Genomic DNA, 23,456 nt, shown 5'->3' with positions numbered 1-23,456 from the left:
CGAATCAGGGACGAGCGTCTGACGCGATAGAATAAGGACGCTAAATGCCCAAAGGGCTTTCAACTCCGCTAGGGGCGTCTTGGAGAATCCAAGGAGGATAGGACGAGCAGTCCTCCTTGGTCGGCTGTGGGGTGAAGCCCCACGACTTTGACTTTGATTTTTCTCAGATTTGCATTTCAGAATTGAGTTAAATTGACTCATACAAATAAATCCAAACCCAAGTTTAAAAAACAAAAAGGCGCCGAAGCGCCTTTCAACTCTTGGGAAAGGGAAAACTCCCATCCCACAATGATTTGATCACACGATCAAATCATACTCATCTTTGAGTATCTTAATAATATCTGCCTTAGGATTCGCTGGCAGCGGAATCGCCGCGCCAGTCACCTTCTCGGCAACGCCGGTGTAAGTGCGTGACACTTGCATCATGGCCTCAAGTGGCAGGTCATTGTCGCGGGCGAGGGCTTCACGCTCTGGCATTCTGTCTTTGTTGAGCAACACATCAGGATCTGGGAAATGATTTAGCAGGAATTGGCGGAAACCCTCTTTAGAGTTTTCCAAAATCTTGCCATCGCGGTAGGCGGCGCCGTCCCAAATACGTGATGAGTCTGGAGTGCCGACTTCATCCATGTAAATCAGTTTTGAATTGCCATCTTTATCAGTGACATAACCGAACTCAAATTTAGTGTCGACAAACACTTGATCAATGTCGGCCAGTGCTTTTGAAATCACTTTAAAGCCATCTTTTAACAGCTTCTCGTACAGGTCGATATCTTCTAACTTTTCAAAGCCAAAGGCTTGGTAGTTGGCTTCGATATCGCTGCGGCTGATGTTCACGTCATCTTGGGCTGGCACGCCTGGGATGCCGGTTAAAATGCCCTTAGTCGATGGGGTGATTAACAGCTCAGGTAGCTTTTGATCTTTTTCTAAGCCTTCTGGCAGTGTGATGCCACAGAATACTCGCTCGCCCTTAGAGTAAGCGCGCCACATTGAGCCTGTGATGTACTGGCGGCAAATAGCTTCGACCTTAATAGGGCGAGCTTTTTGGACTATCCATACGAACGGGTGCGGGATATCCAAAATATGGCTGTCGGCTAGGCCGTTTTCGGCGAACAGTTTAAACCAGTGGTTAGATATCGCGTTTAATGCCGCGCCTTTACCGGGAATGCCTTTGAGGCCACCTTCACCGTGGAAGATACAGTCGAAGGCTGAGATACGGTCGCTGATCACCATGATGGCGAGCGGGGTATCTTCGGGGACGTTATAACCCTTGGTTTTGATTAAACGGCGGCTGTCGGCATCGGTTAGCCAGTAAACGCTGCGAACCTTGCCGCTGTGGACTGGGCTGTCGGTGCGGATTGGCAAATCGTTATTCACGGCTAATACGGAATCAGCAAGACTCATGACGAGTATTCCTTAGGATAGAGAGTGTAGGGATAAGGTTTTTATAAGTGTCGGTTTGCAGATGGACTATGGCGTTAGCAACAGCCAGATTCATTGCAACCGCTTTATTATTCGCGCTTGGCTTAGGGCGTAAATCGCTCAGCCAGTTTGCGGGATTTGATGTTAAATCTTGAACAGCAAAAGTCGTATTTTCGGGCGGTGTTTGAATTGTGTTGGGTGGAGATAATGCAAGGGAGGGAACAAACGCAGGGCAAGGTTGGCACCACAGTGAAAGTGGTCTGCGAAAGCGGGCTGGGCCCGTGCCATTTTGCTCGAAAATGCTAACCATTAATCCGAGAGAACCTTGTTCTAGACTGCCGCTAAAAAGTGGCGACATTCTACCTTTTTTGACAAAATTTGCCACGGCTATTTGCATCGTTCTTTGCACAGATCTTTACACAGCTCTTTATATAGTTCTGTGGCTTGAATCTAGCGGGCATAAGGATTTGCAAGGGAATCACGCGCTAACACTCTGTGCTGAGTATCATGGAGGGCTGGTGTTCTGCGGACGAGCTAATGTTGAAGGGCTGTATTTTAGCGCGCTGATGTGCGAGCTTATGACGTAGCTGCAGCCAACAAGACCATCAAGCCAAATATCCAATGGAGGGAATATGAGCACAAGTCAGCATGTACATAATGATAATCAACGAGAGCTAGTATTAGAGCGGATTATCGATGCGCCGCCAGAAAAGCTGTTCCGCGCGTGGACCGAGCCAGAACTCCTCAAAATTTGGTTTACGCCAAGGCCGTGGACTGTGGCTAGCGCGAGCTTAGATGTGCGTGCCGGTGGTTCAAATGTGATCGTGATGCGCAGCCCTGAGGGACAGGATTTCCCGAATCGTGGCGTGTATCTCGAGGTGGTTGAGAATGAGCGCATCGTATTTACCGATGCCTTTACTGAGGCTTGGGTGCCGTCCGATAAAGCCTTTATGACGGCAACTATTACTTTTGAACCTGTGGACGGCAAGACCAAGTACACTGCGCGGGTGCTGCATTGGAATAGCGAAGATAGGCAGAATCATGAGGATATGGGGTTTCATCAGGGTTGGTCTAAGGCGACCGATCAGCTTGAGGAACTCGTCGCGAGCATTTAGCCGGTGAGTCTCAAGCATTGTATCAGAGAGTAAACAATAAGCAGTATCTAGCCCAATTGCCCTGCATATTTTATTGTTGGGGATTGGGCAGGATTAGAGGTGTTATGTCGTCACAGAAAGAAGTGCCACAGCTTGCGCCATCGCAACTCGCACAAAGCGCGGCTTTGCAGGGCAATAGTTTTTTATCAAAACAGTTCAATGGCTTGTCGGAATTAGCCCAAGATCTACAGGGCATCGAGTTTGAGGATTGCTGCTTTCAAGATTGCCATTTTAGCGAGAGCACTTTCCGTAAATGCAAGTTTATCGATTGCCGCTTTGTGCGTTGCAACTTGAGCTTAGTGAAAGTGCCCCAGTGTCAGTTCAGCGGGGTGGAGTTTGAAGAATGTAAGTTAGTCGGTATCGATTGGACCCGCGCCGCGTGGTCGCGTTTATCCTTTGCCGCGCCCTTTTCCTTTAAGCAATCCATCTTAAATGATTGCTCATTTTTAGGTTTGTCCCTCGATGAAATCATCATCGAAGAGTGCAAGGCCCACGATGTCGATTTTCGCGAGGGCAGTTTTAATCAAGCCAATTTCACCTACACGGATTTTAGTCATAGTCTGTTTGGCCGAACTCAATTATTGGAGGCGGATTTCAGCGAGGCATCCAATTACGATATCGACATTTTTAACAATAAAATCAAAGGCGCTAAGTTTAGCCGCGACGAAGCGATTCGGCTGCTCAACAGCCTCGATATAGAATTAATGGATTAAGGATTGTGGTAGGTTTTCGTTCAGCTTTTCACTCAGCATAGTGATGCTCATCCTACGAGTGTTATCGCAATTTACTGAAATATCTGTTTGTTTTTGAAGCCGCCATTTGTCCCATCTGGCGGCTTTTTCTGTCCGTTTTTTAAGACCTATTGATCTTATTCACGTATTTCAAGGTCAGTCCTAGGTTTTAGTTGCGGTAGATCACACCGAGCTTCCCCATGTGGTTTACCACAATACCCACCTACCTCTTTCGGGATAACAATCTCTGTGGATGAGCAGTGTATTCAGCGTATGCCGTGTATTTTGAAGATATGGTGACGCTGTTTTAACGCTTTATAACTAAAAAAGTAATCAAATCAGTGAGCAAACCTCTGCTCGATGGCGCCCAATGTGGCGACTGACGGGTGGGATGAGCGTGATGGAGGTAACCATGATTGAGCTTAATAGGCGAACCTTTTTAAAGGGAGCAGGAGCGAGCAGCGCCACGTGTGCGTTGGCCAGTCTGCTGCCGGGCAGCTTAGCGGCATTAGAGAATAAGCAGCTAAAGGGCATGGGCAAAGACATTGCCAGTATTTGTGAAATGTGTTCGACCCGTTGCCCGATTTCGGCGCGGGTGATTGAGGGCAAAAACGTCTTCATTAGTGGCAACAAGGCCGCTAAATCCTTTGGCGGTAAAGTGTGTGCCCGTGGCGGCGCAGGCCATAGTTTATTGTACGATCCACAGCGTATCGTTAAACCGTTAAAGCGGGTCGGTGAGCGCGGCGAAGGCAAATGGGCTGAGATCAGTTGGGATGAGGCGTATAAATTAATCGCTGAAAACCTCAATAAAATCAAAAAAGAATATGGCCCAGAAGCCGTGGCATTCTCGTCAAAATCTGGCTCACAGGAAAAGCATCTATTCCATCTAGCGACCGCCTTTGGTAGTCCAAATACCTTTACCCACGCGTCGACTTGCCCTGGTGGTTATGAAATTGCCGCTAAGGCTATTTTTGGCACTAAGGTCAAACGTGATTTAAGTAATTCTAAATACATCATTAACTTCGGGCATAACCTGTACGAAGGCATCAATATGTCCGAAACCCGCGGCATGATGGCGGCGCAAATGGACAAAGGTGCCAAGCTGGTGGTGTTCGAGCCAAGATTCTCCGTCGTGGCCGATAAAGCTGATGAATGGTATGCCATTCGCCCCGGTACCGACGTAGCCGTCGCCTTGGCGTTATGCCATGTATTGATTGAAGATAATCTTTACGACAAGGCATTTGTCGCGCGCTATGTGGAAGGCTTCGAAGCCTTTGCCGCCGAAGTGAAAGCTTATACCCCTGAATGGGCTGAAACCATCTCCGATGTGCCTGCCAAAGACATTCGTCGTATCGCCCACGAATATGCCGCTAAAGCGCCCCATGCTGTGGTCGATTTTGGTCACAGAGCCACCTTTACCACCGAAGAGTTTGAGATGCGCCGCGCCCTTTACGCCGCTAACGTCTTGATTGGTAACATCGAGCGTAAGGGCGGGATTTATATCGGCCAGAAACCCGGTGATTACAACAAGCTTGCCGGTGAAGCGGTTGCGCCCGTATTGGCAAAACCTGGCGTGAAAGACATGCCAAAACCAGCAGCGAAACGTATCGATCAGGTGGAAGAACAGTACGCCATGATGTGGACATCGGGCGGCGTTTACCAAACTATTCTCGATGCCACATTAAGCGCGGTTCCTTACCAGTTACACGGCTGGGTGATGTCACGCACTAACCCAATGCAAACCATGACAGACAGGGCGCGCGTTGTTGAAGCGATGAAAAAGCTCGACTTTATCGCCGTGTGTGATGTGTATATCAGCGAAACCGCCGCCTATGCGGACGTGATTTTACCTGAGTCGACTTATCTTGAACGTGATGAAGAAATTGCTGATAAGTCAGGTAAAAATCCGGCCTATTATGTGCGCCAACGGGTCGTTGAAACCTTAGGTGATACTAAGCCTTCTTGGCAGATCTTTAAGGATGTGGGTGTGGCTATGGGCCTTGGCGAGTTCTATCCATGGGAAAACATGGAAACCCTGCAAATGCTGCAGGTGAACCGCGACACTGACCTGCTGCGCCGGATCAAAGACGAAGGTTTTGTGAGCTTCGGTAAGCCAATTATGTTGTGCGAGCCTAAGATGGTTGCCGAGTTTATTAAGGCATACCCCAATGCGCGACCTGCCGATGAAGACGGCACTTACGCCAGCGCACTGACCTTTAAAACCCCGAGTGGCAAAATTGAACTCACTTCCGCGAAAGTCGAAGCCATGGCACCAGGCCGTGGGGTGATCAAGTTCCGCGAAGTGAATCTTAAAAAAGCAGATGAGCTGTACTTTATCCAAGGCAAAGTGGCGGTGCACACCAATGGCGCCACCCACAATGTACCTATGCTCGCTAACCTGATGTCGGATAACGCTGTGTGGGTTCACCCCGTCACTGCGGGCAAATTAGGGATCAGCAATGGCGACCCAATCCGCCTCACCAGTAGTGTTGGCACAGAAGAAGGCCATGCCTTAGTCACGCCGGGTATTCGCCAAGATACTGTGTTTGCTTACATGGGCTTTGGTTCTAAAAACAAAGAGTTGGTCAGAGCAACGGGCAAAGGTATCCACTGCGGTAACTTACTGCCGCACGTTACTGCTCCTGTGTGTGGCATGACAGTGCACACCACGGGCGTCACGCTGGCAAAGCGCTAATCGGAGGCTTAAATGAATAAACGATATGTAATGGTGCACGACGAGAATAAGTGCATCGGCTGCCAAGCTTGTAACGTGGCGTGTCGCAGTGAAAATGGCGTACCCGAAGGCGTAACTCGTCTGCAAGTGCGTGTGGAAGGCCCCTTTGGTGAGATGCCCAATCTGCATTTCAAATATCACAGGGTATCTTGCCAGCAATGTGAAGATGCACCATGCGTTAAAGTGTGCCCAACAGGCGCGGCCTATGTGGGTGAAGATGGCATTATCTCTATCCATACCGAGAAGTGTGTCGGCTGTATGTACTGTGTGGCAGCGTGCCCATATAAAGTGCGCTTTATGAACCCAGAAACCAAGGCGGCGGATAAGTGTAACTTCTGTAAAGACAGTCGTTTAGCTCGGGGTGAAGAGCCAGCGTGTGTGACTGTGTGTCCAACCGATGCCTTAGTGTTTGGTGATGCCAATGATCCTAAGAGTGAAGTGGCCATCATGCTCAACACTAAAATCACTTACCAAGATAAAACCCATTTGGGCACTAAACCTAGGGTATATCGCGTTCCTACCAAAAGAGGGGGGATTTGATTATGAACAATACTTGGGGCGACATGGCGCAATATGATCCTGTCACTTGGCACTGGGTCATCGCCGTTTACCTGTTTATGGCGGGGTTATCCGCGGGCAGTTTACTGATTGGCATTGGTTTGCGCTGGGCGAATAAGGAACTCAGCGCGGGAGCTGAAAGCAGCATTCTTAAGGCGGCAGCCATTATTGGGCCTGTAGCAATTAGCTTAGGTCTAGCTTGCTTAGTGTTTGACTTAACCAAACCATTCCACTTCTGGTTGATCTTAATTCACTATAACTTCCAGTCTGTGATGGCAATCGGGGTGCTGGCGCTGCTGGCGTATTCTCCCTTAGCTTTTGCGTACGCCATTATTGTGCTGCGGGATGACTTACCAAAATGGGGTTTGGGTTTCCTAACACCTATCGCTAAGTTACTTATGCCATTTCGAAAGCTGATTGAAGTATTGTTGTTTGTCCTCGCCATTGGCGTAGGGGCTTACACTGGCTTCTTAATTTCGGCGATGAATGCCTATCCTATGCTCAACACTGCGGTACTGCCTGCGCTGTTTTTAGTGTCAGGTTTGTCGGCGGGCGCTGCGGCAAACGCGGTACTGGCGTTGCTGATGTTTAAGACTGACAGCCACGACAAAACTTTAGTGAAGATGCACGGTTTAGAATTGCCTGTGATGGCGATTGAAATCCTGTTCCTGTTCATGTTGTTCTGCGCCTTGTACTTCAAGGGCGGCGCGGCGGCTGCGGCCTTAGCATCGTTAACTTCTGGGTTATGGGCAAGCGTGTTCTGGATAGGCGTTGTCGGTATAGGTTTTGGTATTCCATTGCTGTTTATGCTGCTACCCGCCGCGACTCGCCACACTAAGGGCGCGATGATCATGGTGGCTTGTGCGAGCTTAACGGGCGTACTCGCCTTAAGACACTTTATTGTGTACGCAGGGCAAAGCTATTTAAGCTGAGTGTAATCTAGCTTTACATATTGATAGATAAAGAAAAAGCACTGGCAATGTCAGTGCTTTTTTATTGTTTGAATCTTGAGAAGGTTTGCCAGTACAAGCAGGACGCTTATTGGGGTAATAACTCAATAACCGACTTCACCGTTAGCACTAAGGCGCTGATACTGCACAGGACTAACGTCGCCATCTTTGTCTTCTCTTTATCGACACGGCCCACTAATCGTCCTGCGACTAAGTAACCTAAAATCACTGAGGGGAGCAGCATCAACGACAGCCACAGATGTTTTAATTCTAATAAGCCAGTGATCGCTAAAATGATCAATGCAATCATGGAGCTAAAAATGAAGAAGGCCGACAGGGCAGCACGAAACTGCGAGGCATCTTTGCCTGCCAATAAAATCGCCATCGGCGGGCCACCAATCGCGGCGATATTGCCGAAGATCCCTGAAACCACGCCCGCACCGAAGAGGGTTTTCTTATTCACTGGCAGGCTGAATTTATACAGGCTGAGGATCACTGCGACAGTCACAATGGCGGCGATGGATAAACCGAGTATAGGTTGAGGCGCAAACAGCAACAGGCTCGCGCCGATAAAACCGCCGGGCACGCGACCTAGGAGCGCATATTGCAAGCCATTGAATTCTAAGTGACCGCGTTCACGCACTAAGGTCAGCAGGGCGATGGAGAAACCCATAGCAATAACAGGCGCAGGTACAAGTTGTGGATCGACGATATACAGCAAAGGACTGGCGACAACCGCAAGCCCAAACCCAATCAGACTTTGGGTTAAGGCGCCCAGAAACACGACCAGCGAGGCTAAGGCGAGTGTCTGTGGATCTATCATAGAAAACATAGGATTTCCTATATCCCAAACCACCTCAAGATAGTGAAATTTAAAGTTTGAAGTCGCTTGGGTATAAACAAAAAGGGATCGTTAACGATCCCTATTGATGAGCACTGTGATATGACTTTGAAAGCGACGAGTCGCTATTCCATGTCTTCCCACTCGATTCCCATTTGATCCATCAACAACTTGGCTTCGGCGGGAATGCTGTCTGGGTTATCTTTTGACAGATCTTCATCGTTGGGCAATGGCTGGCCAGTGTAGGCGTGCAAAAATGCCTCACACAACAGCTCGCTGTTGGTGGCGTGACGCAAATTATTGACCTGACGACGAGTACGTTCGTCCGTGAGGACCTTAAGCACTTTGAGCGGAATAGACACAGTAATTTTTTTTACTTGTTCATTCTTCTTGCCATGTTCAGCATAGGGGCTGATGTATTCCCCATTCCATTCAGTCATTGACTCACCTGTTATAACGCTAAATTCGGGGCAGATTTTAAACCCTTACAAAGAACAGTCAAATTATTGCTACTATTTCTTTGTGATTGCAAACAGATTTCTTTATGTTCAGACGTCTAAACGTCTTCACGCCTATTGACGATGGCGTTGGGCTTAGGTACATTTAGACGTCCAGACATCTCTATCAGTCTATCGAATTTAGGAGTCCACCCATGGCAGAGCGTCAATTAGCCACACTGGCAGTGCGTCAGGGTATCGAAAGCGATACTCAATATGGCGCAGTTGTGCCACCGATTTATTTGTCGACTAATTACGCCTTCGATGGTCATAAAAATCCCCGCGAATTCGATTACAGTCGTTCAGGCAACCCAACGCGCTGCATTTTAGGCGAAGCATTAGCGCAATTAGAAAAGGGTGCCACTGGCATAGTGACGTGCACTGGCATGGCGGCCATCACCTTAGTGACTACTTTGCTCGGCCCCGATGACCTATTAGTTGTGCCCCATGATTGCTATGGTGGTTCCTACCGTTTATTTACCAACTTGGCGAAGAAAGGCCAGTTTAAGCTCATTGTGGTCGACCAAACCGACAGCCAAGCGTTAGCCGCCTCCATTGCGCAGAATCCTAAGATGGTGTGGCTCGAAACCCCATCGAACCCGTTATTGCGTGTGGTAGATATCGAAGCTATTGCTAAGGCGAGCCATGAGGTCGGCGCGCTGGTGGTGGTCGATAACACCTTTTTATCGCCGATATTGCAACAACCCCTATTGTTAGGCGCGGATATCGTTATCCACTCCACCACTAAATATATCAATGGTCACAGCGATGTGGTCGGCGGCGCAGTGGTCGCCAAAGACGCGCAAATCGGCGAAAGCTTACATTGGTGGTCGAACACTCTAGGCTTAACGGGGTCAGCCTTCGACAGTTATCTGACCCTGCGCGGCCTGCGTACCTTAGCGGTGCGTATTCGCGAGCATCAAACCAATGCCCAGCGTATTATTGAGGTATTAACGCAAAGCCCTGTGGTGAGTAAAGTCTATTACCCAGGGCTTGCGGATCACCCAGGCCACGCCATTGCGGCCAAGCAACAACAGGGCTTTGGCGCTATGCTGAGTTTTGAACTCAAAGGCGGTGAGGCCGAAGTCGTGGCCTTTTTAGGTGCACTCAGCTTATTTAGCGTGGCGGAAAGTTTAGGTGGCGTTGAAAGTTTAGTGGCCGTGCCCGCCACTATGACCCACAGAGCCATGGAGCCGCAGGCGCGTTTTGAGGCAGGCATTAAAGACACCTTATTGCGTCTATCGGTGGGTATTGAAGATGCCGCCGATTTAGTTGCAGATATTCAAGCAGGATTAGCCGCCGTTGCGGCTTGTCAGTAGAGGAATAATAGATGGCACGTTGTCACTTACATAAATTTGGTGGCTCCAGTTTAGCGGATGCCGATTGTTATCGCCGAGTCGCCCATATCCTGTTAACCCACGGTCATAGTGATGATCTCGTGGTGGTCTCTGCGGCGGGTAAGAGCACGAATTTCCTGTATAAATTATTAGCGCTGCGTGATGCGGGTCAGCTATGGCAAGAAGAATTACAAGTGCTGATCAGCTACCAACAGGGGTTGATTGAGCAGTTGTTGTCGAATGAACAAGCCCGCGATCTGCGTGAGCGTTTGGCCACTGATAAAGCGCAACTCATCAGCTTGTTGTCCTTAGATGAGCGCAATGAATACCAAATCAACCATGTGGTGAGCTTTGGCGAACGTTGGTCGGCACGTTTAATGGCGGCGCTGCTGCGCGAATCTGGCGTGGCAGCAAGCCATGTGGATGCCTGTTCAATTTTAGTGGCCGATGAAGCCGCTGTGCCACAAATTCGGGTACAGGAATCCCGCGCTAAAGTACAAGCCCTATTAGCTGCGCATCCCAATGAACGCTTAGTGATCACAGGATTTATCTGCGCTAACGAGCGTGGCGATACCTTGTTACTTGGTCGTAATGGTTCAGATTTTAGTGCCAGCCTGATTGCTAGTCTCGCCGATATCGAGCGCGTGACCATTTGGACCGATGTGGAAGGGGTGTTCAACGCCGATCCTAATAAAATCAACGATGCCAAGTTACTGAAAAGCATGTCACTTGCCGAAGCCGATCGCCTCGCGCGTTTAGGCTCGCCAGTATTACATTCGCGCACTCTGCAGCCTTTGTTTAATACCGAAGTGAGTTTAGCGGTACGCTCAAGTTATGCATCCCACACCGACTTTACCTTGATCGCGCCCCACAGTTCGTCGGCGAGCGCGCCTGTGGTGACTAACCTCAATGCTGTTGTCCTGTTCGGCTTTAAACTCACAGGGGAGTTAACTCGTTTATTAGATTTATTGATTGCCGCGGGTTTAACGCCATTGGCCCATTGGACCTCTGCCCATCAAAGGGTTGAACTTGCCTATACCGCTGAGAATCAAAAACAAGTTCAAAGATTACTCGATGCCGAGGCAGAAGCATTAGGGATCAGCGAGCAGCAGATCAACACAGATTTTGGTTTAGTTGCATTAGTAAGTGCCGACGCCGAACATTATCGCCGCAGCTTCGCCCGTTTACTGAGCCGTGATGCTAAACCTTTGTTCAGTGGCGATTTAAGTTTAGTGACGTTAGTGCCCCAGTCACAGGTGAATCTGTTAACCCAAAAAGTCCACCGTCGCTGCGCTGGCCCGCGTAAACGCATTGGCGTCCTGCTGCTCGGTGTGGGTAATATCGGTGAGGCTTGGATCGATCTGTTTAAGTCGGTTTCACCCTCACTAGACCATGAACTCGAAGCCAGTGTTGAGTTAGTCGGTTTAGTCAGTTCGAGTAAAGCCTTGATTAAATCAACTGGGATTAATCTTGCCGCGTGGCAAACAGAGTTTAATACTGAAGCAACGCCTTGGCAGTATGAACATTTATTCGAGCAATTAGAGCAAGTTAATTGCGATGAGCTGGTGGCCTTAGATATCAGTGCCAGCGCCAGTTTGACGCTGCAATATCCAGAACTGTTCGAGCGTGGCATCCATGTGGTGAGCGCGAATAAACTTGCGGGCTCGGGTCCACTGCCTTTCTATCGAGAGTTAAAGCAGCAACTGGGTAATCGTCGTTTGTTTTGGCGCTATAACGCCAGCTGTGGCGCTGGTTTACCTATCCAACATGCGCTAAATGATCTGCGTAACAGCGGTGATAGCGTTGAAGCGGTGGGCGGGATTTTCTCCGGCACCTTGTGTTGGTTGTTTGAGAAATACGATACTAGTAAGCCATTTTCAGAATTAGTGATTGAAGCCAGAGGCTTAGGTATTACTGAACCCGATCCCCGCGACGATCTCTCCGGCCGTGATATGCAGCGTAAACTGCTTATCTTAGCCCGTGAGATTGGCCTTGAAATCGAGCTTGAAGATATTGAGCTGCGCTCACTCGTACCAGCCGCTTTGGCGGATATTCCCTTAGATCAATTTCTCACCCGCATTGCCGAGTTAGATGCCGATCTGCTGCAACAGTATGGTGCGGCGGCGGAGCAAAATAAGGTGCTCAGATATGTGGCATCCTTAGACAACAGCGGCCCAGAGCTCAAGGCCGAAGTGGGTTTGCAGTGGATTGATACTCATCACCCTTACGCCAACTTAACCCCTGGTGATAATGTGTTTGTGATCCGCAGTGTCTTCTACCAAGGTAATCCGCTGATCATCCGTGGACCGGGCGCTGGACGCGAAGTGACAGCGGCGGCAGTGCAGTCGGATCTGACTCAGATCTGTCGCGATCTGCTGCAGGAATAACGCGATATCAAGCCTCTTAAAGGACTCATTCGAGTCCTTTTTTATTGGCTAGAATAAATCTATCGAATTAACCGAGATTAAATGCGGTTTATGGGTATTTTTTGGCTTGACTTACATCTCAGTTTCTCTAGTATATGGACATGTAGACGTCCAAACGTCCATTTGAACTAATTCATACTAGCAAAGAGTAGCGCCAAGGGCGGTTGAGGAAATACACATGGCTTTTCATCACGCACAACATTCACAATCGCTGAACCAGAGCTTGTCTGAGCTTAATGGCGATATTAATGTTTCTTTTGAGTTTTTCCCGCCATCGACCCCCGAAATGGAGCAGATCCTGTGGAACTCTATCCGTCGTTTAGAGCCGCTGAATCCTAAGTTTGTGTCTGTGACTTACGGTGCTAACTCAGGTGTGCGCGACCGCACCCATGGTGTGATTGAACGTATCCAACAGGAAACCGACCTCGTTGCCGCGCCGCACTTAACCTTAGTGGATGCCTGCGATGAAGAGCTGTTAGAACTGGCTAAGCATTATTGGAAATCGGGCATTCGTGACATAGTGGCACTGCGGGGTGACTTACCCGCGGGCAGCCCCAAGCCAACCCGTTTTGCGGTGGATTTAGTGCGTTTGCTGCGCTCTGTGGCTGACTTTGATATTTCCGTTGCGGCTTATCCAGAAGTGCATCCAGATGCGAGCAATGCACAGGCGGATTTGATCAACCTTAAGCGCAAGATTGATGCGGGTGCCAGTCGTGCCATTACCCAGTTTTTCTTCGATGTGGAATCTTACCTGCGTTTTCGTGATCGCTGCGTTGCCGCCAGTATCGACGTTGAAATTGTGCCGGGTATTTTACCTGTGACTAACTTTACCCAGCTAAAACGTTTCGCGGGCATGACCAATGTGTCGTTACCGAATTGGTTACATAAGCAATTCGACGGTCTAGAAAACGATGCGGGTACACGCCAATTGGTGGGGGCAAACGTGGCCATCGACATGGTGAAAGTGCTGTCCCGCGAAGGCGTGAAGGATTTCCATTTTTACACCTTAAATCGCGCCGAATTGACCTACGCGATTTGCCACACTTTAGGCGTGCGTCCTAAATAAAACTTTATAAAATAAGCTAATAAAAACGCCGCAGAGAATGCGGCGTTTTGTTTTGTTTAAATTCTAAATTGAGCTAATAAAGTTGTTAAACGGGCTGCGAGTTGGGCAAGTTCATCGCCAGCGCGTGCGGTTTGTACCGCACTATCTGTCGCATTTGTCGCAATATCATTGATATTATTAACATTTTTATTAATCTCAGCCGAAACCGCACATTGCTCATTTGCAGCGCTGGCGATCTGGATATTCATCTGGCTAATGGTGGAAACCGCATGGGTAATGGCTTCGAGTGCTTCACCCGCTTGGTGAACTTGGGATACACAGCTTTGGGTGGTGCGGGTGCTGGTTTCCATCGCATTGACTGTAGACTTAGCTTTATGCTGAAGCGCTTCGATCATCTGCTGAATTTCTGCCGTAGATGCTTGAGTGCGACTCGCCAGAGTGCGTACTTCATCGGCAACGACTGCAAACCCTCGACCTTGTTCTCCCGCCCTTGCGGCTTCAATTGCCGCATTGAGTGCGAGTAAATTAGTTTGGTCGGCAATATTACGGATAACCACAAGTACAGAATCGATTTCAGCGGTATTACGCTCTAATTCATTGATTTCACTCGCTGCTGTGGCTATTTCCTCGGCCAGTATGGCGATAGTGGTTACCACTTTTTGTACAACCAATTTGCCTTGTTCGGTTGAGTCATTGGCATGATTGGCTGCATCGGCCGCATCGGTCGCATTATGGGCAACTTCTTGTACCGTTGCGGCCATTTCATTCATTGCGGTGGCAACTTGCTCGGTTTCGAGGTGCTGACGACTCGCCATCTTCTGGGTTTCCCGCGTAATGCTCGACATTTCTTCAGCAGAGGTGGCGAGCAGGCTTGTTGAGTCGGCGACGTGGGAAACTGTGTTGTGAATTTTTTCTACAAAGCGGTTGAATGCCATCGATAATTCAGCAATTTCATCCTTACCTTTTACCGCGATTCTGCGGGTTAAATCGCCTTCACCTTCAGCGATATCATTCATGGCTTGGGTGGTTTCAGCGATAGGGCGAGTAATTCCTTTGGCAATAAACCAAGCAATGGCAGTTCCAATGACCAGAGCCACTAAACCGATAAGGATCAACTTAAGGCGAATATCCGCTATCGCTTGTTCTGAATGGGTTCTATCCATCGCAATATCGAGTACCCCAAATACGTTTCCTGAATAATCTTTTATGGCGTTGCGATACAGGGCGTAGGTTTTGTTATTTAAGGAAATAGTGCGTATGACTTCATGGCCTTGCATGACGTTATTGAGTTCATCTGTCGCTTGGGTATCAGGCGTGAATGTCGCGCCAAATAACTTATATCCAGAATCATCTGGCAAGATGAGGGCAATTTCTGCTTGATAGGCTTGTTTAAAATTATCAAAAAAGGGTTGACCGAAGGACATGCCAAACTCAACTGAGCCCGTGTGTTGTCCGTTGTAAGTCATTGGAACTAAACCACGAATACCTAATCCTTCCACTCCATATTCCAAGCCATAAAGAGGGCGCTTTTGGCTATTTGTTTCAACTATGGTCTTGCGTATGCTGGTGAGATCATCGCCAAATTTTTCAGGACGATGCAAGCGTAAAAAAGAAGTGGCTGGTGGTCTATGGAATTGGAATTGCTGAACCGCAAAATCGCGCTTAAGTTGGGTAAATATAGGTAAGGTACGGGCGGTGAGTTCATCACGCTCGCCTGTTGCAAAGGTGCTTTGAACTTCTGGCGTGAGTGAGATGATGGTTGCCATTGCTTCGGCTAATTTGCCCGATGAGGCTATCTCGGCAACAGCGGTTTCATAGATCTTATGGAGTTCTCTTTGCTCGGATTCTGCAACTTGGCGACTGAATTCAGAGAGAACGAGCGGCATGATAAAGCTCATTACTGTTAACAGTAATAGACAGATCCCAATAACGATCCTCGTACTAATTTTTAGATTTATCAAAACAGCCTCCAATTCATGTGCAAATCAACTCAATTTATCCTTTTGATATTATAGAGATACAACTTGATAAGATTTGAGAGGGCGCGAACCTTTTTAAGTTATTTATTCCCTCTTACGCTCGTTTCGTGCCCTTGGACACAGATCTATTTTGGGTCTAAATATTTACTTAGCCTGCTAACTAAGTATAATGCTTAGCACGCTAACTAAGTGGGTGCGCAAGATGCAAAAAGAATTAGAGCGACTAAAAGAGTTATCACTGGCGGAGCATTTAGGGCGTCTGCATCGACTGTGGCGTACCGTGGCCGATGTTGAGCTGGCACCTTTAGGATTAACTCATCCCCGTTGGACTGCCCTTTGGAAACTGCTGCGTTTAGGCGACAGCGTGAGCCAGAAAGTATTGGCCGATGCCTTAGAAATTGAATTGGCTTCGCTAATGCGCACCTTAGGGCAATTAGAAGAGCAAGGTCTAGTCGAGCGTCATTGTTGTGACAAAGATAAGCGGGCAAGGATTGTGAGCCTGACGCCAGCAGGATTAGATGTTTTAAAGCAAATGGAAGCGCGGATTATTCAAGTGCGCCGTGAGTTATTAGGCGGGATCAGTGCCGAAGAGTTGAGCGAATTTGAACGCATTATTAGCCTGATCAGCGACAACGCCAGCGCCAAATTAACCAAGGTTACAGACACCCTTTTGTGAGAAAGAAGATGACACCGGATCAACAGTTTGCCCGTTTAGTAAAATTTGCCATGTTTGGCTTTGTGATGGTTTTTGGCTATTTCATGCTGGCCGACACTATGATGCCATTGACGCCTCAAGCCATGGCGACCCGTGTAGTGACTAAAGTGACACCGCAGATCAGCGGTAAAATTCAGACCATAGCCGTGACCAATAACCAAGCGGTTGCCAAAGGCGATTTGCTGTTTCAAGTCGATCCCGCGCCCTATGAGTTAGCGGTATCGCAAGCTAAATTGGCCTTAGAGCAAGCCCGTCAAGATAATGCTGAGTTAGATGCCTCGCTACTGGCCGCTAAGGCCGAGGTCAATGCCAATAAAACCACCTCACAACAAAAACGCAGCGAGGCTAAACGTCTCGATGCCCTGTATGCCACCCATGGTGTATCTCAGCAGCAAAAGGAGCTAGCCGATAGCGATGCCGCAGCTGCTGAAGCCAATTTGCTTGCCGCCAATGCGCGTTTAGAAAAACTCAAAGTGAGTCGTGGCAGTTATGGCGAAGAGAATCTTAAAGTGCGTCAGGCGCAAAACCATTTAGCCCAAGCTGAGCTTAATCTGTCTTACACACAAATACGTGCCGATCAAGATGGGATAGTGACTAACCTGCAGTTAGAAGTCGGTAGTTTTGCGACCGTGGGGCAACCTCTGTTGGCCGTGGTATCGGATAAAGTGGATATTATTGCCGATTTTCGCGAGAAGAGCCTGCGTGGCGTGAATGCTACTTCGACCGCTTTGATTGCGTTCGATGGCGAACCTGGGCGTTTATATCGGGCGACGGTGAGCAGTGTTGATGCGGGCGTGAGTGCAGGGCAATTTGATGCCAATGGCCGTTTAGCCGCGCCACAGGAATCGGACCGTTGGGTACGTGATGCCCAAAGATTGAGATTACATCTAGTGTTAGATGGTATGGCAATGAACAGCTTACCTGCGGGTGCGCGCGCGACCGTGCAACTGCTGCCCGAGAATAGCCTGTTTAGCTTGCTCGCTAAGGTGCAGATTAAAGCAATCAGCCTGCTGCACTATATTTACTAGCCTATTTACTAGAATGTTTACTAGCGTATTTACCAGCATATTTATCGGCATATCCATTAGTACTTATCTGTGTTGACGAGCACGCGTGACTCGCGGTGGTTTGTATTTGCCGCGAGTGGCTTGAGTGAACGCTTCAAAGCAACATAAGTGTGAACGCAGCATAAGCCAGCTAAACATCCTCATTTAATGTATCGATAGAACAAGGCGACGAGCATGTTACTACGCCATAGCCCATTGACGGCCAACGATTTACGCCAGTGTTTACGGATTGCGACTGGCGCGACCTTAGGTTTTACCCTGTGTAAAATTTTTGGTTGGAGCAATGGAGTCTTCTTCACTGTGACACCTATGCTACTACTCGGATTAGTGCCAGTGATGAATGGCCATGCTATGCGCCAATTATTGGCTTCATCTGCCATGGCTGGGTTAGAGGTTGGGTTACTCGGCGGTTTCTTTGGCAGCCATCCCGGCATGATGACTCCCATCGTTTTCCTATTATTTTTATACCGCTTTGCGGCCATGTCCCGCGGCAGTTTGTTTCTCTTTGGTGCCAATGGAGTGCTCAGCCTCAGTATCATGCTGCACTTTGCCAGCTATCCAGGGGTTGACTTAAACGACTTAGTTTTCAGTAACTTTTGGGCGACAGCACTTTCAGTTGTTATCGCCTACGCTATGACGGCACTCTGGCCCGATGTGGAACCAAGGGCAGCTTACAAACCTGGGCCTAAGGCGCCGCATCGAATGCGCCACGAAGCCTTGCTTGGCGCGACCATAGCGACGGCATCGTTTCTGGTGTTCCAAATATTTGATCTGCGGGATTCGATGTCGGCTCAAGCGACCACTCTTTTGCTATTGTTTCCCATGCATTGGAATGGTGCACTCGACTATGCCCGTAAGCGCGCCATAGGCACCCTGTTGGGTGTGTCGTTTGGGATACTCGTGCAGTTGCTGCTCTATGATTGGTCAGGGCTATTGATGTTAGTTGTCCCCTTGTTGTGGATCGGACTGATGATTTTTAGCCAAGCCCATGTGCGCGAGGCGAATGGCTCTGGCGTGGGTTTTGGTGCTATGACCACGTTAGGGATTTTGTTTGGGCAGTATTTGACCCCAGGTAACGACTTAATCTTCAGTGCCTTATACCGAGTGAGCAGTATTTTAATCGCTATCGTTGGCACGTTACTTTTATGCTATTTGATACATAAGTTATTGAATCGTTTCGAATCGACGCGATTTGGTTATTGAGCAGGCCATTAAGTCTTGAAGGCTTGCAGCTTAACCTTGTACAGAGTAAGGTAAATTTATCCCGTTTGAATTGAACAATAAGTGACTCTTAATGAATGTTAAGGCTCATTTATTGGCTGTTTTAAAAATGAGCGGCTGATTTTAAAATGGGTTTAGTGTGTGAGCACAAACATAAATAACAATAACCCCTATGCTTTAGAGCTTAATTCTCTTCAAGGATAGAACATGAAGATTAAAACATTAGTCATAGGCTTAACGCTATGTAGCGGCTATGCCGCTGCCGCCGAGCCTTCTGACAAACAATCGATGAACGTTATGCCACAAGCTGCACAGTTATGTGTGTCTTGCCATGGGGCAGCGGGTGAGGGTATTGAACCACTCGGCCCTCGATTAGCGGGATTATCTAAAGAATATATCTCGACACAATTGCAGCATTTCCAAGCGGGCGTTCGCCAAAATGCGACCATGATGCCGATGGCAATGACTCTCCAAGGTGACGGTATTGAGCAAGTGTCGAGCTATTTTTCAGCTAAGCCTGCCAATGACGTCAAGCCTGTTATCCGCGGTGAACAAGTTGTTTTTAATGATGATACCGCCCGTTTAGCCTATCAAGGTGATTGGTCCCGTGGTTTACCAGCCTGCGTGACCTGCCATGGTCCTTCTGCATTAGGTGGCGGCTTATTTCCTCGCTTAGCAGGTCAACAGGCGAGTTATATCAAAACGCAATTATTGGCATGGCAGTCGGGAACACGTAAAGGTGACGTCGATGGCATGATGGGGAGCGTCGCGAATAAGCTCACCGTCGCCGAGATTGATGCGTTAGCCAACTACTTTGCGAATTTAAAATAAGGAGCCGGCCATGAAATATTCCGCAATGTTATTACTGGCCGCGATGGGGTCGTTAACCGTTCAGGCGCAAGCTGAAACTGAGCCAGTACAAGAACGCCCAGATAAGCAAGCTCCGCTGCCTTCTTTCCCTAAGGTAGCAGATCAAACCTATCTTACCCCTAGACCTTTGAGTGCGATTCCCGAAGGCGCCTTTGGTGACAAAGTGCGTTTAGGTTATCAACTGTTTGTGAATACCCAACAGCTGCGTGATAAGTATGTGGGTAATGAGCTTAACTGTACCAATTGCCATATGGATGCAGGCCGTAAAGCCAATGCATCACCCCTTTGGGGTGCGTATTTTGCTTATCCGGCGTATCGTAAAAAAGACAATAAAGTCAGTAGCTTTGAAGAACGCATCCAAGGTTGTTTTAACTATTCGATGAATGGTAAAGCACCAGCATCAGGTAGCCCTGAGTTAGTGGCGCTTTCTGCCTACGCTTATTGGTTGGGCATGGGCGGCTTGATGGATGAGGCTAATATCAGTGGCCCTGTTCCTGAGATCAGTGATGCTGAGTTAGTCAAAGGTGCTAAGCGGGATGACTTCCCACTACCAGAGGCATTAGCTAAGGCGATGACAGTTGAGCAACGTGCTAACTTGCCAGGTCGAGCTTATCCTGAGATCCCAAAACCCGAACAAGCCTATTCACCTGAACGAGGTAAAGCCGTGTATGTCGCCCATTGCCAAACTTGTCATGGTGTTGATGGGCAAGGTCAAGCCATTGCGGGTGTGTATGCACTGCCGCCGCTGTGGGGACCTCAAAGTTATAACTGGGGAGCGGGAATGCACAGGGTCAATACTGCCGCATTTTTCATTTATGAAAACATGCCCTTTGGTAAGAGCATGCAGCTGACGAACCAACAGGCTTGGGATGTTGCCGCTTATATCAACTCCCACGAGCGTCCACAGGACCCACGTAACAAAGGCGATGTGAAGCAAGCGCAGGAGAAATACCACAATGACAGCGATTACTATGGTCTCACGGTCGATGGCAAAGTGTTAGGCACTGAGTCCTATCCGATTTTTCCTAAGAAGTCATAGTTGAGCCGCTGAGATTAAGTGCTCGTGTGATGTTATAAAGCGAGTGAATAAGTTAGACAGAAAAGCCAGCAAGCATTTAGCTTTGCTGGCTTTTTTATTAATTAGCCCAAGAGTTTAGGCTTGTCATGGCACTTTCTCACCGACACGCAGCTAGTCCATCCGTGGATGCTCGACCGCCCCGTCTGATGTGAAAGGATTCACCAATGCTGTGATGGCATGGATGCCAAAAAGCGGTCATGGGGCGGTCGTCTTGTATAAGGTCAATACGGCCTTACGGTCGAGGTAAATCAAAGTCTTGGAGCTTTGTCCCATACCTGATTATGTATATGTTTAGTCATTGCGGCCTTACGGCCGAGGTGAATCAAGGTCGTGGTGCTTCACCCCACACCCGACCAAGGAGGACTGCTCGTCCTATCCTCCTTGGATGCTCCAAGACGCCCCTAACGGAGTTGAAAGCCCCTTGGGCATTTAGCGTCCTTATGCTATCGCGTCAGACGCTCGTCCCTGATTCGACTGACACTATCTCGGCATCCATGCCTCGATCACGCAACGAACACAAATGCCCTGCGGCAACTCCGAGGGGAGGATGAACTTCTGTAGTCTCGGTGTTGGCTGTTAATCCCAAAAGAGTTGTGCCTATTCCATTTTTCTTGCCACAAAAGGTCGTGATTAGCACACAACATGGATAGCAGTTCTGGGTTTCTCCAAGCTGAAACAGATTGTATTTCGAACTTGATAAGTGCTAATTTACTGAAATATTTGATTTATTATATCAAGCTAACACTTTAAAACAGGGTTTAAACGAGAAGTCTTGGCAATCACGTTATGCATCAAGGAGAATTCAAGCATGGGGTTCTTAAACAGGCTATTTGGCAAAAGGAAAGAACAATCAATTCCAGAGCCTTCTCAAATGATCGAAAAACCATCTGAAAAAGAAATTTTTGAATCACCTTCCATGCTTGCCGCATGGGTAGATGAATTTATTGTTCGATCTTCCAGTGTGGAAGACGATTTTAATCTTGCGCCAGACGAAGATGTCCGAGACAGCTTGAATATAACGTACGAACAAGTCGAACGCCTTGCTAGAGAAGAAGGTTTACTCCGCGCGGTAGGAGCCTGCTTTCTTATAAAGCAATACTATGATGACTCATTCTATTTAAAATATTTCTCTGCAATTTATAAATCTGTTGCTATGCATATGTATTCAGAGCCTACTCCCGATGAAATCCGTGATACCCGAGATGCATTGGAATCGTACGTTAACTTCATTGTCAATCCAGAAGATGAAGAGCTTAAGGAGTTTAAGAGACAATATCTCTATCGAATTTACGATGATAATAATAACTTCTGTAAGTTAATGCTTGCTGGTATTGGATCTCTGCCTATATATACAGCACTTGCTACTTTCGAATTGATGAGAGATGCATATTACAAGGTAACTCAAGGTATACCTTATGAAAGTGCGGTCATGGATAATGGAATGGACCCATCCACTTTTAATCGGCCTCGCAATGGGCCACGATGTAGTCGCTAAAACTCATCAGAAAGAGGACGGGTCCACCTATGAAGATTACTACAATCGGTTTAGATATCGCAAAGTCTGTTTTTCATGCTGTTGGCGTCGATAAAGCGGGCAAGTTAATTAAAAAGAAAATGCTTAGACGCAAGGACTTGCTTCCCTTTCTCGCTCAAATAGAGCCGTGTCTGATTGTGATGGAAGCCTGTGGTGGAGCAAATTACTGGGCCAGAGAGTTTGAGCTGTTGGGTCATAACGTCAAGTTGATCGCCCCTCAATTTGTGGTGCCTTTTCGGCAAGGTAATAAAAATGACTACAACGATGCCTTAGCCATCGCAGAAGCGGCGCAGCGACCCAACATGCGTTTTGTGAAGCCAAAAGGCGTCGCGCAACAAGATGTACAACTTCTCCACCGCATGCGTGAGCGTTTAAACAAACAATCAACCGCCTTAATCAATCAAGTCAGAGGGATGTTAGCGGAATACGGCATTGTGATAACCAAAAGTAAATCGGCTTTTAAAGTACAGTTCCCAGATATTTTAGCGGATGAAACCAATGCGCTGACCACCAAAGGTCGGGCCATTTTTTATCAGTTATATGAAGAATTTAGTGATATAGAAAAACGGCTTAAGGGTTGTGACGTTCAAGTGCTAACTGAAACTAAAAACAATGTGATTTGCCAGCGGTTAGAGACTATCCCAGGTATTGGCCCAGTAACCGCTACCGCCTTTTATGCGGCCGTCGGTGATGGTAAAGATTTCAGTAATGGTAGACACTTTTCAGCTTGGTGTGGCTTGGTTCCCAAGCAACACAGCAGTGGAGGTAAAGATAACCTCCTTGGAATAAGCAAGCGGGGAAATGCTTACTTGCGTACCCTGTTCATCCACGGCGCCAGAGCCGTGTTGCAACACAGTTGTCATAAACAGGATAAATTTAGTTGCTGGGTAATCCAGTTAGCAGAACGTCGAGGTTTTAACCGAGCCTGTGTAGCCGTCGCCAATAAACTCGCGAGAATGGCATGGGTTATCGCGGCGCATGACGAAGAATATCGACTTCCAGTATAGTGCTGAATAGATTCAATAAACGTTAATAATTAACCAACCAGCAAGTTGCTAAGACACTTGATTTGATGACGAGACAGTCAGACTGATCTACTGAAAACCTTAGTCGGGCATAGGCTCATAATGAAGCCGCAAGGATGATAAGGACAGTAGAAGCAGATATCCATCAGGGCCAGAGGAATCCCTCAATAACAGGCCGAATATATGGGTGCAATGAACTCTTCTCAAAATCGCTATCGAATGTCTTGCAAACCGGATGGGTCCATATATGACCG

General features: G+C 48.0%; 20 protein-coding genes. 15 read left to right on the top strand and 5 right to left on the bottom strand.

The window, feature by feature from the left end; genetic code table 11:
• Nucleotides 1–297: 297 nt before the first annotated feature.
• Together L5L91_RS16475 and L5L91_RS16470 are read right to left on the bottom strand one after the other, a co-directional pair.
• Entirely contained in the window at nucleotides 298–1,401 is a 1,104-nt protein-coding gene (locus L5L91_RS16475; protein ID WP_198573393.1) for a phosphoribosylaminoimidazolesuccinocarboxamide synthase, read from the bottom strand.
• Nucleotides 1,388–1,816: a hypothetical protein gene (locus L5L91_RS16470; protein WP_317629816.1), complete on the bottom strand. Its 429-nt coding sequence runs from the start codon at nucleotides 1,814–1,816 to the stop codon at nucleotides 1,388–1,390. Before L5L91_RS16470 ends, L5L91_RS16475 begins: the two co-directional genes overlap by 14 nt.
• Before the next feature lie 235 nt (nucleotides 1,817–2,051).
• Here L5L91_RS16470 and L5L91_RS16465 point away from each other — a divergent pair, with 235 nt between their 5' ends.
• The 5 genes from L5L91_RS16465 to nrfD all read left to right on the top strand — a co-directional run bounded on the left by L5L91_RS16465 (nucleotide 2,052) and on the right by nrfD (nucleotide 7,528).
• The gene (locus L5L91_RS16465) at nucleotides 2,052–2,534 is read left to right on the top strand and encodes an SRPBCC family protein (protein ID WP_263142125.1); all 483 of its coding nucleotides are present in this window, start codon (nucleotides 2,052–2,054) and stop codon (nucleotides 2,532–2,534) included.
• 104 nt (nucleotides 2,535–2,638) lie between these two features.
• The gene (locus L5L91_RS16460) at nucleotides 2,639–3,286 is read left to right on the top strand and encodes a pentapeptide repeat-containing protein (RefSeq protein WP_263186143.1); all 648 of its coding nucleotides are present in this window, start codon (nucleotides 2,639–2,641) and stop codon (nucleotides 3,284–3,286) included.
• Nucleotides 3,287–3,716: 430 nt separating this feature from the next.
• Entirely contained in the window at nucleotides 3,717–5,999 is a 2,283-nt protein-coding gene (gene phsA, locus L5L91_RS16455) for a thiosulfate reductase PhsA (protein WP_263186142.1), read from the top strand.
• A 12-nt stretch (nucleotides 6,000–6,011) separates the two neighbouring features.
• Nucleotides 6,012–6,578, top strand: a complete 567-nt coding sequence (locus L5L91_RS16450) for a 4Fe-4S dicluster domain-containing protein (protein WP_263183959.1) — start codon at nucleotides 6,012–6,014, stop codon at nucleotides 6,576–6,578.
• Between the two features lie 2 nt (nucleotides 6,579–6,580).
• Nucleotides 6,581–7,528, top strand: a complete 948-nt coding sequence (nrfD, locus tag L5L91_RS16445) for an NrfD/PsrC family molybdoenzyme membrane anchor subunit (RefSeq protein ID WP_105251317.1) — start codon at nucleotides 6,581–6,583, stop codon at nucleotides 7,526–7,528.
• A gap of 106 nt (nucleotides 7,529–7,634) precedes the next feature.
• Here the strand turns inward: nrfD and L5L91_RS16440 are convergent, their stop codons facing one another.
• Both L5L91_RS16440 and metJ read right to left on the bottom strand, forming a co-directional pair.
• Nucleotides 7,635–8,378: a sulfite exporter TauE/SafE family protein gene (locus tag L5L91_RS16440; protein ID WP_113940051.1), complete on the bottom strand. Its 744-nt coding sequence runs from the start codon at nucleotides 8,376–8,378 to the stop codon at nucleotides 7,635–7,637.
• A gap of 134 nt (nucleotides 8,379–8,512) precedes the next feature.
• Nucleotides 8,513–8,827, bottom strand: coding sequence for a met regulon transcriptional regulator MetJ (metJ, locus tag L5L91_RS16435; RefSeq protein ID WP_105251319.1), 315 nt, complete (start codon nucleotides 8,825–8,827; stop codon nucleotides 8,513–8,515).
• Nucleotides 8,828–9,039: 212 nt separating this feature from the next.
• Here metJ and metB point away from each other — a divergent pair, with 212 nt between their 5' ends.
• The 3 genes from metB to metF all read left to right on the top strand — a co-directional run bounded on the left by metB (nucleotide 9,040) and on the right by metF (nucleotide 13,713).
• Nucleotides 9,040–10,203: a cystathionine gamma-synthase gene (gene metB, locus L5L91_RS16430; protein ID WP_263237147.1), complete on the top strand. Its 1,164-nt coding sequence runs from the start codon at nucleotides 9,040–9,042 to the stop codon at nucleotides 10,201–10,203.
• Between the two features lie 11 nt (nucleotides 10,204–10,214).
• Nucleotides 10,215–12,608, top strand: coding sequence for a bifunctional aspartate kinase/homoserine dehydrogenase II (locus tag L5L91_RS16425; RefSeq protein ID WP_105251321.1), 2,394 nt, complete (start codon nucleotides 10,215–10,217; stop codon nucleotides 12,606–12,608).
• Nucleotides 12,609–12,825: 217 nt separating this feature from the next.
• The gene (gene metF / locus L5L91_RS16420) at nucleotides 12,826–13,713 is read left to right on the top strand and encodes a methylenetetrahydrofolate reductase (RefSeq protein ID WP_263237145.1); all 888 of its coding nucleotides are present in this window, start codon (nucleotides 12,826–12,828) and stop codon (nucleotides 13,711–13,713) included.
• 56 nt (nucleotides 13,714–13,769) lie between these two features.
• Here the strand turns inward: metF and L5L91_RS16415 are convergent, their stop codons facing one another.
• Nucleotides 13,770–15,671 carry a methyl-accepting chemotaxis protein gene (locus tag L5L91_RS16415; protein WP_263237237.1) on the bottom strand — a complete coding sequence of 634 codons (1,902 nt, stop codon included), beginning with the start codon at nucleotides 15,669–15,671 and terminating at the stop codon, nucleotides 13,770–13,772.
• A gap of 223 nt (nucleotides 15,672–15,894) precedes the next feature.
• On the opposite strand from L5L91_RS16415, the gene slyA reads away from it, so the two are divergent.
• The 7 genes from slyA (at nucleotide 15,895) to L5L91_RS16380 (ending at nucleotide 23,184) form a co-directional block, all read left to right on the top strand.
• Nucleotides 15,895–16,368 (top strand): transcriptional regulator SlyA, encoded by a 474-nt coding sequence (gene slyA, locus L5L91_RS16410; protein ID WP_105251323.1) that lies wholly within the window; start codon nucleotides 15,895–15,897, stop codon nucleotides 16,366–16,368.
• An 8-nt stretch (nucleotides 16,369–16,376) separates the two neighbouring features.
• The gene (locus L5L91_RS16405; protein ID WP_263177523.1) at nucleotides 16,377–17,435 is read left to right on the top strand and encodes an HlyD family secretion protein; all 1,059 of its coding nucleotides are present in this window, start codon (nucleotides 16,377–16,379) and stop codon (nucleotides 17,433–17,435) included.
• A gap of 213 nt (nucleotides 17,436–17,648) precedes the next feature.
• The gene (locus L5L91_RS16400; protein WP_113940046.1) at nucleotides 17,649–18,677 is read left to right on the top strand and encodes a DUF2955 domain-containing protein; all 1,029 of its coding nucleotides are present in this window, start codon (nucleotides 17,649–17,651) and stop codon (nucleotides 18,675–18,677) included.
• Between the two features lie 225 nt (nucleotides 18,678–18,902).
• Nucleotides 18,903–19,526 carry a c-type cytochrome gene (locus tag L5L91_RS16395; RefSeq protein ID WP_105251326.1) on the top strand — a complete coding sequence of 208 codons (624 nt, stop codon included), beginning with the start codon at nucleotides 18,903–18,905 and terminating at the stop codon, nucleotides 19,524–19,526.
• A gap of 10 nt (nucleotides 19,527–19,536) precedes the next feature.
• Nucleotides 19,537–20,604, top strand: a complete 1,068-nt coding sequence (locus tag L5L91_RS16390) for a c-type cytochrome (protein WP_263142115.1) — start codon at nucleotides 19,537–19,539, stop codon at nucleotides 20,602–20,604.
• Between the two features lie 847 nt (nucleotides 20,605–21,451).
• Nucleotides 21,452–22,138 carry a hypothetical protein gene (locus L5L91_RS16385; protein ID WP_263237143.1) on the top strand — a complete coding sequence of 229 codons (687 nt, stop codon included), beginning with the start codon at nucleotides 21,452–21,454 and terminating at the stop codon, nucleotides 22,136–22,138.
• Between the two features lie 29 nt (nucleotides 22,139–22,167).
• Nucleotides 22,168–23,184, top strand: coding sequence for an IS110-like element ISSba19 family transposase (locus L5L91_RS16380; protein WP_263237142.1), 1,017 nt, complete (start codon nucleotides 22,168–22,170; stop codon nucleotides 23,182–23,184).
• Nucleotides 23,185–23,456: the final 272 nt, after the last annotated feature.

Source organism: Shewanella sp. SM55, assembly GCF_025654025.1.
GTDB classification, from domain to species: domain Bacteria; phylum Pseudomonadota; class Gammaproteobacteria; order Enterobacterales; family Shewanellaceae; genus Shewanella; species Shewanella oncorhynchi.
Note: the sequence above shows the minus strand (reverse complement) of the source record. Positions and strands in the feature narration are given on the sequence as shown.

What these genes read in the sequence shown, in the direction of transcription:
- L5L91_RS16385 (WP_263237143.1), top strand. Translation starts at nt 21,452, where the DNA reads ATGGGGTTCTTAAACAGGCTATTTGGCAAAAGGAAAGAACAATCAATT.
- L5L91_RS16380 (WP_263237142.1), top strand. Translation starts at nt 22,168, where the DNA reads ATGAAGATTACTACAATCGGTTTAGATATCGCAAAGTCTGTTTTTCAT.
- L5L91_RS16440 (WP_113940051.1), bottom strand. Translation starts at nt 8,378, where the DNA reads ATGTTTTCTATGATAGATCCACAGACACTCGCCTTAGCCTCGCTGGTC.
- phsA (WP_263186142.1), top strand. Translation starts at nt 3,717, where the DNA reads ATGATTGAGCTTAATAGGCGAACCTTTTTAAAGGGAGCAGGAGCGAGC.
- L5L91_RS16475 (WP_198573393.1), bottom strand. Translation starts at nt 1,401, where the DNA reads ATGAGTCTTGCTGATTCCGTATTAGCCGTGAATAACGATTTGCCAATC.
- L5L91_RS16465 (WP_263142125.1), top strand. Translation starts at nt 2,052, where the DNA reads ATGAGCACAAGTCAGCATGTACATAATGATAATCAACGAGAGCTAGTA.
- metB (WP_263237147.1), top strand. Translation starts at nt 9,040, where the DNA reads ATGGCAGAGCGTCAATTAGCCACACTGGCAGTGCGTCAGGGTATCGAA.
- L5L91_RS16460 (WP_263186143.1), top strand. Translation starts at nt 2,639, where the DNA reads ATGTCGTCACAGAAAGAAGTGCCACAGCTTGCGCCATCGCAACTCGCA.
- nrfD (WP_105251317.1), top strand. Translation starts at nt 6,581, where the DNA reads ATGAACAATACTTGGGGCGACATGGCGCAATATGATCCTGTCACTTGG.
- L5L91_RS16390 (WP_263142115.1), top strand. Translation starts at nt 19,537, where the DNA reads ATGAAATATTCCGCAATGTTATTACTGGCCGCGATGGGGTCGTTAACC.
- L5L91_RS16470 (WP_317629816.1), bottom strand. Translation starts at nt 1,816, where the DNA reads ATGCAAATAGCCGTGGCAAATTTTGTCAAAAAAGGTAGAATGTCGCCA.
- metJ (WP_105251319.1), bottom strand. Translation starts at nt 8,827, where the DNA reads ATGACTGAATGGAATGGGGAATACATCAGCCCCTATGCTGAACATGGC.
- L5L91_RS16405 (WP_263177523.1), top strand. Translation starts at nt 16,377, where the DNA reads ATGACACCGGATCAACAGTTTGCCCGTTTAGTAAAATTTGCCATGTTT.
- L5L91_RS16395 (WP_105251326.1), top strand. Translation starts at nt 18,903, where the DNA reads ATGAAGATTAAAACATTAGTCATAGGCTTAACGCTATGTAGCGGCTAT.
- L5L91_RS16400 (WP_113940046.1), top strand. Translation starts at nt 17,649, where the DNA reads ATGTTACTACGCCATAGCCCATTGACGGCCAACGATTTACGCCAGTGT.
- L5L91_RS16425 (WP_105251321.1), top strand. Translation starts at nt 10,215, where the DNA reads ATGGCACGTTGTCACTTACATAAATTTGGTGGCTCCAGTTTAGCGGAT.
- slyA (WP_105251323.1), top strand. Translation starts at nt 15,895, where the DNA reads ATGCAAAAAGAATTAGAGCGACTAAAAGAGTTATCACTGGCGGAGCAT.
- metF (WP_263237145.1), top strand. Translation starts at nt 12,826, where the DNA reads ATGGCTTTTCATCACGCACAACATTCACAATCGCTGAACCAGAGCTTG.
- L5L91_RS16450 (WP_263183959.1), top strand. Translation starts at nt 6,012, where the DNA reads ATGAATAAACGATATGTAATGGTGCACGACGAGAATAAGTGCATCGGC.